Genomic DNA, 14,439 nt, shown 5'->3' on the forward strand with positions numbered 1-14,439 from the left:
TTTTTTATTTGTTGTCCCAATGCGCCGATTAAGGCGTGGGCGGAGCCATAAAAATCGCCTGGACCCGCTGACGCTCACCGCCTTCCACCACCCCGCGATTGTCTTCCAGGTGGTAGGTGATCACTTCGCCGCTGATGGAGCTTTCGCCGTCCTTGAGCACGGGATTTCCTTCCATGACCACGACGCCGCGCTTGGTCCAATACGTGGCCTTTTCGCTGGTGCCCACCTGCTTGTCGCGCTCGATGCGCACGGAGCCTTCGGCCAGCAGCTTCTCGATGTCCTGGGAGCCGTCCGGACCCATGGACATTTGCCCCTGCTCTCCGGAAGATTCCATGAACACCGTCAGCTTGTCGCTCCAAATCTGGAAGTCCTCGCGGTCCACATGGACGTTGCCGCGAAAAATGACGGTGTTGTTCTCCTGAACATAGTCCATCTGGTCGGAGAGGATCTTCACCGGGACTTGATCCTGGGCGTGGCCATACGCGGCAATGCACACCAAAACCAAAGTGGTCGTCATGATTTTCACTAATCGTACCATCTCGCTGTTCTCCTGCATTGAGGTTGAATTGACTGGAACTGTTGGCGCCTTGTGTGGAAGCCCCGTAAAGGCACTGTGAAAAAAGCTACTCTGGAATCGTCGAGGATGTAAAGCGCCAAAAAACGTCACCTCAGGGCAATCTGTTCTCATCAAAATCCAAATCGAAATCAAAATCGCAATAAAAAAATGCTGTGCATCAACCTGTGATTACGTCATCTTCTTGGACATGATGTTCGATTTCGATCACGATTTCGATTTCGATACCGATTCAGATAGCGGGTGAGGATCGAGATCAATCTTCCTGAACGTCACCGCTCTCGCTGTCAGCGAAATAATCAAAAATCAGCCCCGACCTGAAAGATCGCGCAGGATCATCGCGGCGGTGCGTTGAGCCGGAGCTTCCCGTGGCTCTTCGAAGGAGCCGGAGGAAGAGGCAAGAAGTTCGGGCAACCGGGCCAACTCCTGGCGAATATGATCCATCCGTTTTGGGTGAGCGAGCCATTCCCGGGCCTGGGCCGCGATGGTCTCGGGGCGGGCTTGGTTCTGGATGAACTCCGGAAGCACCGCGCGACGGAGCACGAGATTGGCCAAGCTGATGGCCGGTACCCTGACCAGCCGTACGCCGACCAGGAAGCTGAGCCGGGAGAAGCGATAAGCCACGATGGTCGGCACCTGGAGCAGGGCGCATTCCAGGGTCGCGGTTCCGGAGGTGGCCAGGATCAGGGCGCAGGAACGCATGGCCGCGTAGCGGTCCTTGGCTTCGATGAAGCGCAAGGGAAGCTGAGCCGGGCAGTGCTCGCGAAGCAGTTCCTCGCCGACGCTGGGCGCCTTGACCACGCAAAACTCGAGCTTCGGGTTCTCCGTGAGCAGTTCCTGGGCCGCCTGGCCGAAAATCGGCATCATCCGCTGGATTTCCGATTTGCGGCTGCCAGGCAGAATGCCGATCCGGTTCGGCTTTGGGACGATGGACAGAATTTCGGGGCGCGACAATTCACCGACCAGGGGATGGCCGACGAACTCCGCGTCCATCCCCCGTGCGCGATAAAACTCCGGCTCAAAGGGCAGGATGCAAAACACCCGCCGCACGTGCCGCTTCAGGAACTCGACCCGGCCTTGCCGCCAAGCCCAGACCTGGGGGCTGATGTAGTAGAAGACCGGGATGCCCAGGGAGGAGGCCATTCGGGCCACCCGGAAATGAAAGTCCGGCGAATCCACCAGAACCACGGCGTCGGGTCGCCACGCGGCCAACTCTTTGCGGATGGTCCGCCACATCCCGAACACTCGGGGCAGATAAGCGAACACTTCGGAGACGCCCATCACCGAAAGCCCCTCCATGCGCAGCCGCAGGTCGACTCCCTGTTCCTCCATGGTCGGACCGCCCATGCCGGAGAGCTGGATTCCTGGGTGCAGCTCCCGCAGCGCCCCGGCCAACAGCCCGGCGTGCAGGTCCCCGGAAGGTTCGCAGGCGCTCAGCCAAACCCGGAGCGCGGCCATGCTCAGAACCCGATGGGCTGGTACGAAACCGGCGCGGTGGCGTTTTCCGTGATGCTTTTGCGGATCACCTCGGCCAGTTCCATGGACGCCACCGCCGCTTCCACCGTGGGCACGGAGGCGGGGATGGAGCAGTCCCGACGACCCCGGCAGTATCCGGCAAAGGCCAGCAACTGCCCCAGCAGGGCCTCCTCATGGGGCACGAAAACGGCCTCGCGCACCGAGGCCAGGGACAGATCCGCGTAGCGCTGGGCCACGGTCTTGCGATGCAGGACCAGTTCCTTTTGCAGCAGGTCCGCCTCCACGTACATCTCCGGACAGGTCACGGCGATCTGACGGATCCGTTTTTCGGTGATCTTGCTGGCCATGACCCGGGAAATGGTCCCGTTGCTGTGGACCAATACGGCGTGCGCCAGGGCGGTCAGCCCGTCCTGGGCATGCCCGAAGGCCTGAATCCGCTCCACCGGACCGCGCAGATGCAGGGCCAGGTCCAGGTCGTGAACCATCAGATCCAGCACCACGTCCACGTCCAGATTGCGGTCCGGCACCTTGTCCGTGCGGGTCAGATCCATGTTCACCACGTCCGCGGAGCGGCCGACGATCTTGACCAGTTCCGTGACCACGGGGTTGAAGCGCTCGATAAAGCCCACCTGGATGCGCAGGCCCTTGTCACGGGCCAGCCTAGCCGCGGCCCGGGTGGTCTCCAGGCTGTCCGTGAGCGGCTTTTCCACGAACATATTGGTTACGAACCGGCTGGCCAGCTCGATGTACTCCAGGTGGGTGGAGGTCGGCGTGGCCAGGACCACGGCGTCCACCAGGGCCAGATCCTTTTCCAGGTCCTCGGCCGGTCGCGTGCCGTATTCCTCGGCCAGCCTGGCCTCCTTGTCCCGGTTGCGGTCGTGAATGAAGACCACCTGCACCGGTTTCATGTAGGACAGCACCCGTAAATGGTTGCCGCCCATCTTGCCGACCCCGATCAGGCCGACTTTGAGTGGTTGGGAATCGTTCATGATGCTCTCATTTTCGTGATGTGCCACGGCGTTCAATTCCGCGGCGCGATATCGCACAGAATCCTGGCGATCCGCTCCTGGGTTCGGCTGGGCAGATAGGGGTGCATGGGCAGGCTGAAAATGCGTCGCGACGTGGCCTCGCAAACCGGCAGGTCCCCCGGCGCGTAGCCCAACGGCAGGAAAACGCGTTGCAGATGCAGGGGAATGGGGTAGTAGATCACGCTGGGAATCCCGGCATCCGTCAGGGCTTGACGGCAGGCGTCCCGATGGGCCTCGTCCCGAGCCAGCAGGGAGTACTGGGCCCAGGCCGAGCCGAACCCTTCGGGAATGTACGGAGGAGTCAGGGCGCAGGGTTCCAGAAGCCGGGAATAGGCGGCGGCCAATGCTTCGCGACGCTCCAGTTCCAGGGGGAAGACGTCCATCTTGGCCAGCAAGACGGCCGCTTGCAGGCTGTCCAAACGGGCGTTGGTGCCCAGCCGAGCATGTTCATAGCGCGACGTACCCTGACCGTGGACCCGGATGGACCGCATCCGCTCGGCCAACTCCGCGTCGTCCGTGAAGCAGGCCCCGCCTTCGCCGTACCCGCCCAGAGGCTTGGCCGGAAAAAACGACGTGCAGCCGATGTCGCCCAGGGCGCAGGCCCGTCGGCCATGCTCCATCCCGCCGAAGGACTGGGCCGCGTCCTCGATGACCCGCAAGCCGTGCCTGACCGCGACCTCGCGAATGCGGGCATGGTCCGCGGGCAGACCGAACAGGTCCACGGTGATCACGGCCCGGGGCGTCAGCCCTCGGGCCGCATCGGGCAACGGGTGATCGCCCTTTTCGGAAACCAGGGCGGTCACGGCCGCGTCCAGCTTTTCCGGGTCCAGATTGAAGGTCCGGGGATCGATGTCCACGAATATCGGCGTGGCCCCCCGCAGGCAGATCACCTCGGCCGTGGCGATGAAACTGAACGGCGTGGTGAAGACCGCGTCTCCGGGCCCGATGTCGTAGGCCATCAGGGCCAGGGCCAGGGCTTCGGTGCCCGATGAGCAGGACACCACGTGCCGCGTTTTGGTGTAGTCGGCCAGGCGCTGTTCCAGCTCCTCCACTTCCGGCCCGAGAATGAACTTGCAGCTCTTCACGACCTGGAAGATGTTCGCTTCCAGGACCGGGTAGATGCTCATCTGCTGGGCCTTCAAATCGACAAAGGGAACGGGGGGCAAGGGAGTCGCCCCGTTTTCGGACAATTCGGATTCCAATTCCTCGGCCACCAGGCGCACGCAGGCTTCCGGGGTGAGCCGTCGGACCGACGAGTCTTCGGCCAGACGCGAAACAAGCACGAAGCTTTCAAGGTACTCTTCAGCAGCGAGAAGGGTCAGGTCCAGCAGCGGGTCCGCGGCTTCCTGATGCAAAACCTGCAACAACTGCACGCCTGGAGCGGGCAGCAGGCGGACGGTCTCCAGCAGGGCGGCCATCCCCCCCGCCAACTCCGAGACGGATTCCTTCTCTTTCGTCGGAAAGATACCTTCCAGGGCGAGCTCTCGTCGCCTTCGGGTCAAGCGGTCGGACACCGTGTGCGGATGAACCCACAACCCGAGTGTCTCGTCCCCGGCCATGGCGAGCAGAGAAGCCATGGCCGTACGCTCCCGGTCCTCGTCCGGGACGGAGTCCGACGCCGCGATCTCCAGCGCCAAGGCCAGAGCATCGCTATCCAAAACAAACTGATGCATGGTTATTGTACCTCGAAATGATATAGGGCGGGCAAAAGAGGCGAAATTTAGGTTGTTGCCCCACGGATGTCAAAAGGTTCTTTCACATGCCCGCGCGCCTCCCTCCCGTCTCCGCGAAAGATTTTCAATATCCCTCTTTCCGATCCAAATCGGTATCGAAATCGCTATCGAAAAAATACTGTGCATCATCCTGTGATTACGATATCTTTAGTGCCATTGACGTTCGATTTCGATAGCGATTTCGATTTCGATACCGATCCGATAGCGCGTGAGAATCGAGATCAAATTTGCCCTCCTTTCCTCCTCCACTTCCAGTTGACCATCCGCCCCGGCTTCTTTACATTTTTTATCGTGTTGCGGAGAAAACCCCGGAACGGCTCCCTCCCCGCCTCGACGGGCCATCGTTCATCATCAACCAAGGATCTCCCATGCTGCTCGAAGTCAAATGCTACGCCACCCTGGCCAAATTTCAGCCCAAAGAGAGCGAATTCCATCTCGGACCAAAGCCCATGCTCCGGGACCTGATCGCCTTTCTGGGCATTCCCGAGGGCGAGATCAAGATTTCCTTCGCCAACGGCGTGATCGTCGGCCCAGAATACGAACTGCAGGAGGGCGACCGGGTCGGTCTCTTTCCAGCGGTTGGAGGTGGTTGAGGCCATGTCCGCATCCCTTGACCAGCGTTATATCCGAAACTTCTCCATGCTTTCCGAGGCGGATCAACAGCGGCTGCACGCGGCCAGGATCTGCCAATTGGGTCTCGGTGGTCTGGGAGGAACCCTTTTGGAAATGCTGGCCCGGATGGGCTTCGGCCGCAGGGACCAGGGGTGGATTCGAGCCGCGGACGGCGACGTGTTCGAGGCCAGCAACCTCAACCGCCAGTTGTTCTGCCTGGAGTCGACCATCGGACGGCCCAAGGCCGAGGCGGCCTTGGAGCGAATCCAGGCCGTGAACTCGGAAGTGGACCTCTCCACCCGGCAGGCCGTCGTCGCCCCCAAGGACATGCCGGACTTCATCCAGGGCGCGGACATCGTCCTGGACGCCCTGGGGGACCTGCCCACCAAGCTGGCCCTGCGCAAGGCCGCGGCCGAAGCCGGCCTGCCCGTGATCAGCGCGGCAGTGGCCGGCTGGACCGGTTTCATCACCACCCAGCTTCCAGGAGACCCGGACGCTGGCCTCTTTCAAGGCTTGCTGGGCCAAAGCGACCGGACAGAAGGCGCGGAAGTCCCCCTGGGCACCCTGGCCCCCTGCGTCTGGCTGGTCGCCGCGTTGCAGTGCCGCGAGGCCGTGGCCGTGGCTTGCGGCCATCGCCCCCTGTTTCACGGTTGCCTGCAACTCATCGACCTCACCGACCCTTCCTGGGAGCGCATCACACTGCCTTCCACCTCCCAATAACCCCAGGAGACGCCATGCACCCATCCAGCGGACGCCACCGCGTGATCATTGAGCAGGTCCGTCCGGAGATCGAAGACGGACAATTCGCCGCCAAACGGGTTGTCGGCGAAGAGTTCGTGGTCCGGGCCGACATCTTCACCGACGGCCACGACCAGATCCAGGCCCGGCTGCTCTTCCGCCCTCGCGGCACGGGTCAGGCGGGACAGACAGATCAGGCGGATCAGGCGAACGAGACGGATCAGTGGACCCTCCACCCCATGCGCCCCCTGCCCAACGACCTCTGGGAAGCCCGGGTCACGCCGGAGCGCACCGGGGAGTACGAATACGCCTTGGAAGCCTGGGTCGACCACTACGGCACCCTGCTCCACGGCATGCACAGAAAGCTGGACGCGGGCCAGGACATTTCCGTGGACCTGCTCTCCGTCGCGGCCCTGTTGCGGGCCATCGCCGCTCGGGCCAGGCAAGCCGAACGCCCGGACCTGGAAGACCTCCTGCGCAAGGCAGCGGAAGCGCTGCATTCCACCCAAGCCCACCCACCAGCCGCCCTGGCCCAACTGGAACACCCCGCCCTGCTCCAAGCCGTCCACGCCCTTCCGGACCAGGAACTGATCACCCGCCATCCTCGTGTTCTCAGTCTGCATGTGGAACGAGAACGTGCCTTGTACAGCACCTGGTACGAACTGTTTCCCCGTTCCTGGTCACCGGAGCCGGGTCGTCACGGAACCCTGCGCGACGTGATCCGTCTGCTGCCCGAGATTTCCCGGATGGGCTTCGACGTGCTCTATTTCCCGCCGATCCATCCCATCGGCCGGGCCAACCGCAAGGGCAAGAACAACGCGGTGGCGGCCAAGCCCGGCGAACCCGGCTCCCCCTGGGCCATCGGCGCGGAGGAAGGCGGGCATACGGCCCTGCACCCGGAACTGGGCTCCTGGGACGACTTCGCCGAACTCACGGCCCAGGCCCGGGCCCACGGTCTGGAAATCGCCCTGGACCTGGCCTTTCAGTGCGCCCCGGACCACCCTTATGTCCGGGAGCATCCGGACTGGTTCCTGTGGCGACCCGACGGCACGGTGCAGTACGCGGAGAATCCTCCCAAGAAATACCAGGACGTGCTGCCCTTTCACTTCGAAACAAAGGATTGGGAGGCCCTGTGGCGGGAACTGGCGGACGTGGTCCGGTTCTGGATCGCCAAGGGCGTCCTGATCTTCCGGGTGGACAACCCACACACCAAGCCCTTCGCCTTCTGGCACTGGCTGATCTCGACCATCCGCGCCGACCACCCGGACGTGATCTTCCTGGCCGAGGCCTTCACCCGGCCCAAGATCATGGCCAGACTGGGCAAGCTGGGCTTTTCCCAGTCCTACACCTACTTCACCTGGCGCAACACAAAGGCCGAGCTGACCGAATACATGACCGAACTGACCCGCACCGAGCTGCGGGACTGCTTCCGCCCCAACTTCTGGCCCAACACTCCGGACATTCTTCCGGAATACCTCCAGTACGGCGGACGACCGGCCTTCATGATCCGCCTGATCCTGGCCGCGACCCTCTCCAGCAGCTACGGGATCTACGGCCCGGCCTTTGAGCTGTGCGTGGCCGAGGCTCTGCCCGGCAAGGAAGAATACCTGGATTCGGAAAAATTCGAGTGCCGCCGCTGGAACTGGGACCAGCCCGGCAACCTCAAGGAACTGATCGCCCGGGTCAACCGGATCCGCAGCGACCACCCGGCCCTGCGCCGCACGGACAATCTGCGCTTCGTCCCGGTGAACAACGACAACATCATCTGCTACCTCAAATCCACGGACGACGGAGCGGACACCCTGCTCATCGCGGTGGTCCTGGACCCGTTCCAGCCCCAAACCGGCCAGCTGGACCTGCCCTTGGAAGAGCTGGGCCTGACCGAAGGCCGCCCCTTCCTGCTCAAAGACGAACTCAGCGGCGAACGCTTCATCTGGCAAAACCGACACCCCACCCTGGAACTCAACCCCCACACCCTCCCGGCCCGCATCCTGACCCTGAAACGCACCATGAAGCGCGAACACGACTTCGACTACTTCCTCTGATCCAGCGGAGGCTCTTCGAGAACAAGTCAAACCGCAAACCAGTTAATGTGTCGCAACAAGGTACCCATTGAAGACTGAACGAAAAGCAACTTTCACGGAGTCAAGACTTGACCGTATACCAAAAGAGATACATTGTGGATCGGAAGGAGGCTTTAATTATGCAGCAAACATCCATGCTTCATGTCCGCGTCGATACGGCAATGAAGGATCAAGCCGTTCAGGCCTTGGGTTCCATGGGGCTGACGGTTTCTGACGCCGTGCGGATTCTCTTGAAACGCATCATTGCTGATCAGGCCTTCCCCCTGGAGCTCAAGGTTCCAAACGCCGAGACGCAGGCTGCGATGGAGGAAGCGCGTGAAATAATGGCTTCCCGGTCTTTGCGGTTCACCACACCCGAGGCTTTGATGGATGACCTCGAAAAAAGCGCCCGGAAGTAAACGAACCCGTCCGCCTCGCGCGACGGACTACGCCAAGCAATTCTTGAAAGACTGGGAACGACTTTCCCGCAGCGCCCGATATGACATGAACCTTCTCAAAGGTGTGATGCTTCAGTTGGTGGCCAATGACGTGCCGCTTGGCCCGGAATGGAAGGATCATCAACTGAAAGGGAATTGGAGTGATCATCGGGAATGCCATATAGGCGGCGATTTTCTCTTGATCTACCGCCTTGCTGGCGACTCCATCGTTTTCGTCCGTGCTGGTACGCACTCGGAGCTTTTTGGAAAGTGAACCGCCCGATACAATCTTGAAGAGATGCCGACGGATGAAGTATTTCTCCGTATTTTGAAGCTCCCCAAAGTGTCTCCCCCCCAAAAAAGCCGGGGCGCCGCGATATTCCATCGCGGCGCCCCGGCTTTTTGCTTGCCTCTGTTGCGGACGAAAATTACCCGTCACCCAAACTGACCACTTCCATGATCTCCTGATAATCGTCGAACCAGTAGGCTTCGGGGTTCTTTTTGCAGATGACCACTTCCGCGCTCTGCTCCGGGGTCGCGGCCCGGTGGTAGCGGAAGATCATCTGGTCCGAGGTGGAGGCCAGGACCTCGATCTTGCCCGTGGCGTGGGACATGGTCAGCCGGGGCCGTTTGGCCAGACCCGAACACATGCTCTTGGCCCCCAGAAAAATGTTATGCGCCTGTTCCACGGGCACGGCAAAGGGCAGGTTGCCCACCGTGGGCCGACACAGGAACACGTAGTAGGGCGGCACGCCGATGTAGGAGAGCTTGTTGAACAGTTCGCCCAGGACCTCCGGCGTGTCGTTCACCCCGCGCAGCATGGGGGTCTGGTTGCAGAGCACGGCTCCGGCTCTGAGCAGCATGTCGCAGGCGGCAATGCTTTGCTCGGTGATCTCCCGGGGATGATTGAAATGGAGCATGAAGTACATCCGCCGATCCGGCAGGCTGTACCGCTCCACGAGTCGGATCAGTTCCGGATCATTGAGCACCCGGTACGGGTTGTAGGCCATCAGCTTGGTGCCCACCCGGATGATCCGGACGTGGTCGATCCCCCGCAGCCCGGAGACGATCCGTTCCAACCGGGCCGTAGGCAGCATCAGACCGTCCCCGCCGGTGATCAGGACGTTGTTGATTTCCGGATGGCCGCGCACGTAGTCCAGGGCCGCGTCCACGTCCGTCAGGAATTCGCGCTGCTCCGGGTGGATGAACAGCCGCTTGCGGAAACAGAACCGGCAGTATCCGCCGCAGGCGTCGCTGGCCAGAAACACCGCCGTGCTCTCGTACTTGTGCTGCACGCCCTGCATCACGGAGTACTTGCTCTCGTTGGACGGGTCCAAGTGCCCCCACTCTTCCAGTTCCTCGACGCAGGGCACGATGACCTTGCGGATCGGGTCATCCGGATCGGTCCAGTCAATGAGCGACAAATAATATTCGTTGGACAGGAAATCGAACGTATCCATAACCGGACGCAGGCGTTCCCGCTCTTCCGGGGACAGTCCGGACAGCGCGGCGATGTCGGTGATGTTCTTGGGATGGGTCATATGCAGGCCTCCTGGGCTGGAAGGTGAAAAAAGCCTCCTGCTCGGTGCAGTCTGCGGCAACTCTTCCTTTTGTAATCGATTCAAACGGAATGTCAAAACAACCGAAACACGGGAAAAACAACACATCTATATATTTTTTACGAAATAGTGGCACATTCAGCGCCCTTGACACAAACATTTCAGAATTGGTAGGCACCTCCTGTCATTGAGGTTTTGATTCACGATCCAAAAAGGACCCCGCGCATGCACATCCCCGACGGAATCCTGCCCCTGCCCGTCACCCTCGGCGGCTATGCCGCGTCCATTTCCATCTGCTGGCTGTGCATCCGGGCCATCAACAAACGCGAGGATCCCCGAGCCGACATTCCCAAGGCCGCCCTGCTCACGGCCGCTTTTTTCGTGGCCTCCTTGATCCATATCCCCATCCCGCCGGCCAGCGTCCATCTTGTGCTCAACGGGTTGCTGGGCGCACTGTTGGGAGTATTCGCCTTTCCGGCCATCCTGATCGGCCTGTTCCTCCAAGCCGTGATGTTCGGTCACGGCGGGCTGACCACCCTGGGCGTCAACGGCGTGATCCTCGGCCTGCCGGCCTTGGCCGCGGCCTGTGTGTTTCACCTCCGCGCACGCGGCGGAGCAATCCACCCCGCGTCTCCCAGGCGGACCACCGTGTTCGGCTTTCTGGCGGGTTTTTCGGGCATTGCCCTCTCCGTGCTGATTTTCGCCCTGATCCTGCTCACCAGCCTTCCGGCCCACCTCAGCGCCGCGGCCGAACGCTCGGCCATCCTGGCCCTGGGCCTGGCCCACGTTCCCCTGGCCGTTCTGGAAGGTCTGCTCACCGGCCTGCTGGCCGGATTCCTGTTGCGGGTCCACCCGATGATTCTGGACGGCGTATGATCGCCCACACCATTTCCATCTCTCCGGAGTCACCCTTCGTGCATCGTTGGGACCCCCGGATGAAGCTGATCGGCCTGCTTCTGCTGGCCTTCACCTTTTCCTTCGTCTCCAATCTCCGCGTCCTGCCGGTGATGATCGCCCTGACCCTGACCGTCGTCGCCATGTCCCGCTATCCCCTCGACCTGCTGCTCCGGCGGCTGCGCTACCCTTCGCTGGTACTTCTGTGCCTGATCATCCTGCTGCCGCTCATCAGCGGATTCACCCCCCTCGTGGAATGGGGCGGACTGACCGTCACCAGGGAAGGGTTCCAGGCCGCGATGCTCGTGGCCACCCGCTTTTTCTGCATCGTCACCCTGGCGGCGGTCTTGCTGGGCACCACGCCCCTGCTCAGAACCATCAAAGCCATGCAGGCCCTGGGGCTGCCGTACGTCATGGCCGACATGGCCCTGCTGGTGGTCCGCTATCTGGAGGTGCTCTCCGCGGATCTGCGTCGGATGCGGATTTCCATGCGTCTGCGCGGCCATGTGGAGCAGAGATGGCCCTGGCGCAACCTATCCACCCTGGCTTGGTTGACGGGCAGCCTGATCCTGCGCGGATATGAACGTTCCCAGGGCGTGTACAACGCCATGCGCCTGCGCGGATACGGTCACCAACCCGTCTCCCGGGATGAATTCAAGGCCGCTCCGGCCGACCTCCTGGCCCTGGCCGGAGTCTGCGTAGCGACCGGGCTTCTGATCTGGCTTGACATGACCCTCTAACAGACTGTTGAAAAATCCCCGCTAGCTGCGTTGCTGCAAAAAGTTCAAACCCTCACGTATGACGAAATACGCTTCGGCCTTGAGCTTTTTTTGCGCCTTGCCATCGGTTTTTTTGAACAGCCTGCAGAATCTGGCTTTTTTCAACACACTGCTAACCCCACTCATCTTTTCGTGACCCCGCCCACCGTGACCTCATCCCCGACATCCGCCATCCGGCTCAACGATCTGTGCTTCTCCTACCCGGACAAGCCGGACGTGCTCCAAAACCTGCGCCTGGACGTGGCCCCCGGCGAACGCCTCGGCCTGATCGGCCCCAACGGCGCGGGAAAAACCACGCTGTTTTTGATCATCAGCGGCATCCTCAAGCCCACCTCCGGCGAAGTCCTGGTCCAGGACCGGCCAGTGGTCGGCGGGAGATTCAATCCCGAAATCGCCCTGGTCTTCCAGAAGTCCGACGACCAGCTTTTCTGCCCGTCGGTCTGGGAGGACGTGGCTTTCGGGCCGCGCAACATGGGATTAACCCAGGAACAGGTGGCCGAGCGGGTCCAGACCGCCCTGGTCACCGTAGGCGCCCAGAACCTGGCCCAACGTCCGGTCCACCACCTTTCCGAGGGCGAAAAACGGATCGTGGCCATAGCCGGCGCCCTGGCCATGCACCCCAAGGTGATCATCTACGACGAACCCAGCGCCGGCCTGGACATCCGGGCCCGTCGCCGCCTGATCGGCCTGCTCAAGCAATCCGATCAGACCCTGCTCATAGCATCCCACGACCTGGAACTGACCCTGGAAGTCTGCACCCGGGTCGTGCTCCTGGACCAGGGCCGGATCGTAACCCACGGACCAGCCCGAACCATCATGGCCGACGAAAGCCTGATGACCGCCCACGGCCAGGAAAAACCCCACTCCCTGATCCCCCACGCCCTGCCCCACGACCACTGACCCGCCCGGACCAAGGATCGCGGCGCGCCAAGCCACCACTGACTTCCACAGGAGGGAGGCATGAACCGCGCCCAACGCATCTACGCCCTGCATCGGCTCTTTCGCACCCACAACCAGCCCGTTCCCCGCACCCGCATCCAGGACGAACTGGAATGCTCCCAGGCCACGGTCAAACGGATCATCGCCGAGATGCGCGACATGCCGGGCGCGCCCATCGTCTTTGATCGCGACGCCGGAGGCTATCGGTACGATCCGGCGGCCGGAGCCTTCGAGCTGCCCGGATTCTGGTTCAACGAATCCGAACTCCACGCCGCTGGCGGCCATCCAGTTCCTGGAGTCCACCCAACCGGGCCTGCTCCAGCGGCCGTTGCAAGATCTCCTGAAGCGCCTGCGCCTGGCCGTGCAGGACATGGGGCTCAACGTGGACGACTTGATCCACCGCGTTCTGCTGCATCCCATGCGTCCCCGTCCGGTGCGTCCGCCGGTCTTCGAGGCCCTGGCCGCCGGTCTGCTAGGCTCCCGCAAGATCCGGCTGCTCTATCACGGACCGGACAAACAGACCCCAAGCCCACGAACCATCCACCCCTTCCGCCTGCTCCGCTACCGGGACGCCTGGTACCTCCTCGCCCACTGCGACCAGGCCGACGACCGCCGCACCTTCGCCCTGGACCGGATCGTCGAAGCCCAGGTGCTGCCCGAACAGGCCAACATGCCGGACAACAAAACCCTGGACGCCCTGATGCACGACTCCTTCGGCATTTTCCTGCGCCCCCCGGAACGCACCGCCGTCTTGCGCTTCACCGGCCAGGCGGCCCGCTGGGTGGAAAGCGAGGTCTGGCACCCGGACCAGCTCGGCGCATGGTGCGGCGAGGCCTACGAACTGCGCCTACCCTACGGGGACCAACGCGAACTGGTCATGGAAATCCTCAAATACGGTCCGGACGTGGAGGTCCTGGCCCCGGAGGAACTGCGCCTGGCCGTGCGGGAACGGGTCCTGGCCGCGGCAAAACAATATTTTTGACTGGGTCAGGTTTTGAGCCTGTGCCATGGTAGGTATGGATCACGTCCATGATCCGACCATCCGGCAATCACCACAGGCCGCCGAGACAATTTGATTTTTCCGGATTAATCACAATACTGTTCATTTAAAATATTTCGACGCAGATTTCGTAATCTGAAACAGGCTCAGGTTTTGAATTTCTCGGCCTCACAGGGTAGTTGCTCATTTTGCGTTTTACTCCCCGCGGACATTTACAATTACGACTCGAGACAACACGTTCATCCAGAATTTCCTTCAGCACGGATTTGTGAAACGTCATCCACTGCTGAGGGGGGAAAAGCGCCGAAAAACGGCAGCTTTCGCCGCACAACCTTTACGGAATGGACAAACGACAATTGGTCAGGGTCAATGTCCTCGCTCAAGGCCGCTTCATGCATCAAGCCACGAATCGCGAAATGAGTCATCAAAGATCTCCCTGCAAAAAGTCCGGGCAGGCATTCGATTTAACTAAATATTTTGCTTGCATTGTATGCTATAGTAGTGATATTAAGATTTAAAAAACGAGGTCACTGCTATGTTGCGATATAAGAATAGAAATAGGCTAAGCCTTATGGACGATACATTTTGGCTTCCAGGTAAACAGTCA

At 61.3% G+C, this 14,439-nt stretch carries 15 protein-coding genes; 9 read left to right on the forward strand and 6 right to left on the reverse strand.

Annotated elements, in window-relative coordinates:
• Positions 1-28: 28 nt before the first annotated feature.
• From lptA to AC559A_RS15935, 4 genes are all read right to left on the reverse strand, one after another.
• On the reverse strand, positions 29-517 hold the full coding sequence (lptA, locus tag AC559A_RS15920; RefSeq protein ID WP_498818672.1) for a lipopolysaccharide transport periplasmic protein LptA: 489 nt from the start codon (positions 515-517) through the stop codon (positions 29-31).
• A gap of 363 nt (positions 518-880) precedes the next feature.
• Complete coding sequence (gene lpxB, locus AC559A_RS15925; protein ID WP_498818673.1) at positions 881-2,032, reverse strand: lipid-A-disaccharide synthase; 1,152 nt, start codon at positions 2,030-2,032, stop codon at positions 881-883.
• A gap of 2 nt (positions 2,033-2,034) precedes the next feature.
• Positions 2,035-3,039: a Gfo/Idh/MocA family protein gene (locus AC559A_RS15930; protein ID WP_498818674.1), complete on the reverse strand. Its 1,005-nt coding sequence runs from the start codon at positions 3,037-3,039 to the stop codon at positions 2,035-2,037.
• 32 nt (positions 3,040-3,071) lie between these two features.
• A complete protein-coding gene (locus AC559A_RS15935; RefSeq protein WP_498818675.1) occupies positions 3,072-4,751 on the reverse strand; it encodes a DegT/DnrJ/EryC1/StrS family aminotransferase in 1,680 nt (559 codons plus the stop codon).
• A gap of 428 nt (positions 4,752-5,179) precedes the next feature.
• Here AC559A_RS15935 and AC559A_RS15940 point away from each other — a divergent pair, with 428 nt between their 5' ends.
• From AC559A_RS15940 to AC559A_RS15960, 5 genes are all read left to right on the forward strand, one after another.
• Entirely contained in the window at positions 5,180-5,404 is a 225-nt protein-coding gene (locus tag AC559A_RS15940; protein ID WP_028571165.1) for a MoaD/ThiS family protein, read from the forward strand.
• 4 nt (positions 5,405-5,408) lie between these two features.
• Positions 5,409-6,143: a HesA/MoeB/ThiF family protein gene (locus tag AC559A_RS15945; RefSeq protein ID WP_498818676.1), complete on the forward strand. Its 735-nt coding sequence runs from the start codon at positions 5,409-5,411 to the stop codon at positions 6,141-6,143.
• Positions 6,144-6,157: 14 nt separating this feature from the next.
• Positions 6,158-8,206 (forward strand): alpha-1,4-glucan--maltose-1-phosphate maltosyltransferase, encoded by a 2,049-nt coding sequence (locus AC559A_RS15950; RefSeq protein ID WP_498818678.1) that lies wholly within the window; start codon positions 6,158-6,160, stop codon positions 8,204-8,206.
• 107 nt (positions 8,207-8,313) lie between these two features.
• On the forward strand, positions 8,314-8,643 hold the full coding sequence (locus AC559A_RS15955) for a type II toxin-antitoxin system RelB/DinJ family antitoxin (RefSeq protein WP_498818679.1): 330 nt from the start codon (positions 8,314-8,316) through the stop codon (positions 8,641-8,643).
• Positions 8,615-8,935, forward strand: a complete 321-nt coding sequence (locus AC559A_RS15960; RefSeq protein ID WP_035261213.1) for a type II toxin-antitoxin system YafQ family toxin — start codon at positions 8,615-8,617, stop codon at positions 8,933-8,935. The genes AC559A_RS15955 and AC559A_RS15960 overlap by 29 nt, the downstream gene beginning before the upstream one ends.
• Before the next feature lie 154 nt (positions 8,936-9,089).
• On the opposite strand, the gene AC559A_RS15965 is transcribed toward AC559A_RS15960, so the two are convergent.
• A complete protein-coding gene (locus AC559A_RS15965) occupies positions 9,090-10,202 on the reverse strand; it encodes a KamA family radical SAM protein (RefSeq protein WP_051434286.1) in 1,113 nt (370 codons plus the stop codon).
• Positions 10,203-10,445: 243 nt separating this feature from the next.
• Between AC559A_RS15965 and cbiM the strand changes: the two genes are divergently transcribed.
• The 4 genes from cbiM to AC559A_RS15985 all read left to right on the forward strand — a co-directional run bounded on the left by cbiM (position 10,446) and on the right by AC559A_RS15985 (position 13,814).
• On the forward strand, positions 10,446-11,096 hold the full coding sequence (gene cbiM / locus AC559A_RS15970) for a cobalt transporter CbiM (RefSeq protein WP_498818680.1): 651 nt from the start codon (positions 10,446-10,448) through the stop codon (positions 11,094-11,096).
• Positions 11,093-11,854, forward strand: coding sequence for a cobalt ECF transporter T component CbiQ (gene cbiQ / locus AC559A_RS15975; RefSeq protein ID WP_498818681.1), 762 nt, complete (start codon positions 11,093-11,095; stop codon positions 11,852-11,854). Before cbiM ends, cbiQ begins: the two co-directional genes overlap by 4 nt.
• Positions 11,855-12,025: 171 nt before the next feature.
• Positions 12,026-12,793, forward strand: coding sequence for an energy-coupling factor ABC transporter ATP-binding protein (locus AC559A_RS15980; RefSeq protein ID WP_498818683.1), 768 nt, complete (start codon positions 12,026-12,028; stop codon positions 12,791-12,793).
• A gap of 220 nt (positions 12,794-13,013) precedes the next feature.
• Positions 13,014-13,814 (forward strand): helix-turn-helix transcriptional regulator, encoded by an 801-nt coding sequence (locus tag AC559A_RS15985; protein WP_498818684.1) that lies wholly within the window; start codon positions 13,014-13,016, stop codon positions 13,812-13,814.
• Positions 13,815-14,071: 257 nt separating this feature from the next.
• Here the strand turns inward: AC559A_RS15985 and AC559A_RS15990 are convergent, their stop codons facing one another.
• The gene (locus AC559A_RS15990; RefSeq protein WP_498818685.1) at positions 14,072-14,257 is read right to left on the reverse strand and encodes a hypothetical protein; all 186 of its coding nucleotides are present in this window, start codon (positions 14,255-14,257) and stop codon (positions 14,072-14,074) included.
• Between the last annotated feature and the right edge of the window lie 182 nt (positions 14,258-14,439).

The sequence above is a fragment of the Desulfonatronum zhilinae genome (assembly GCF_900182865.1).
Classification (GTDB): domain Bacteria; phylum Desulfobacterota; class Desulfovibrionia; order Desulfovibrionales; family Desulfonatronaceae; genus Desulfonatronum; species Desulfonatronum lacustre.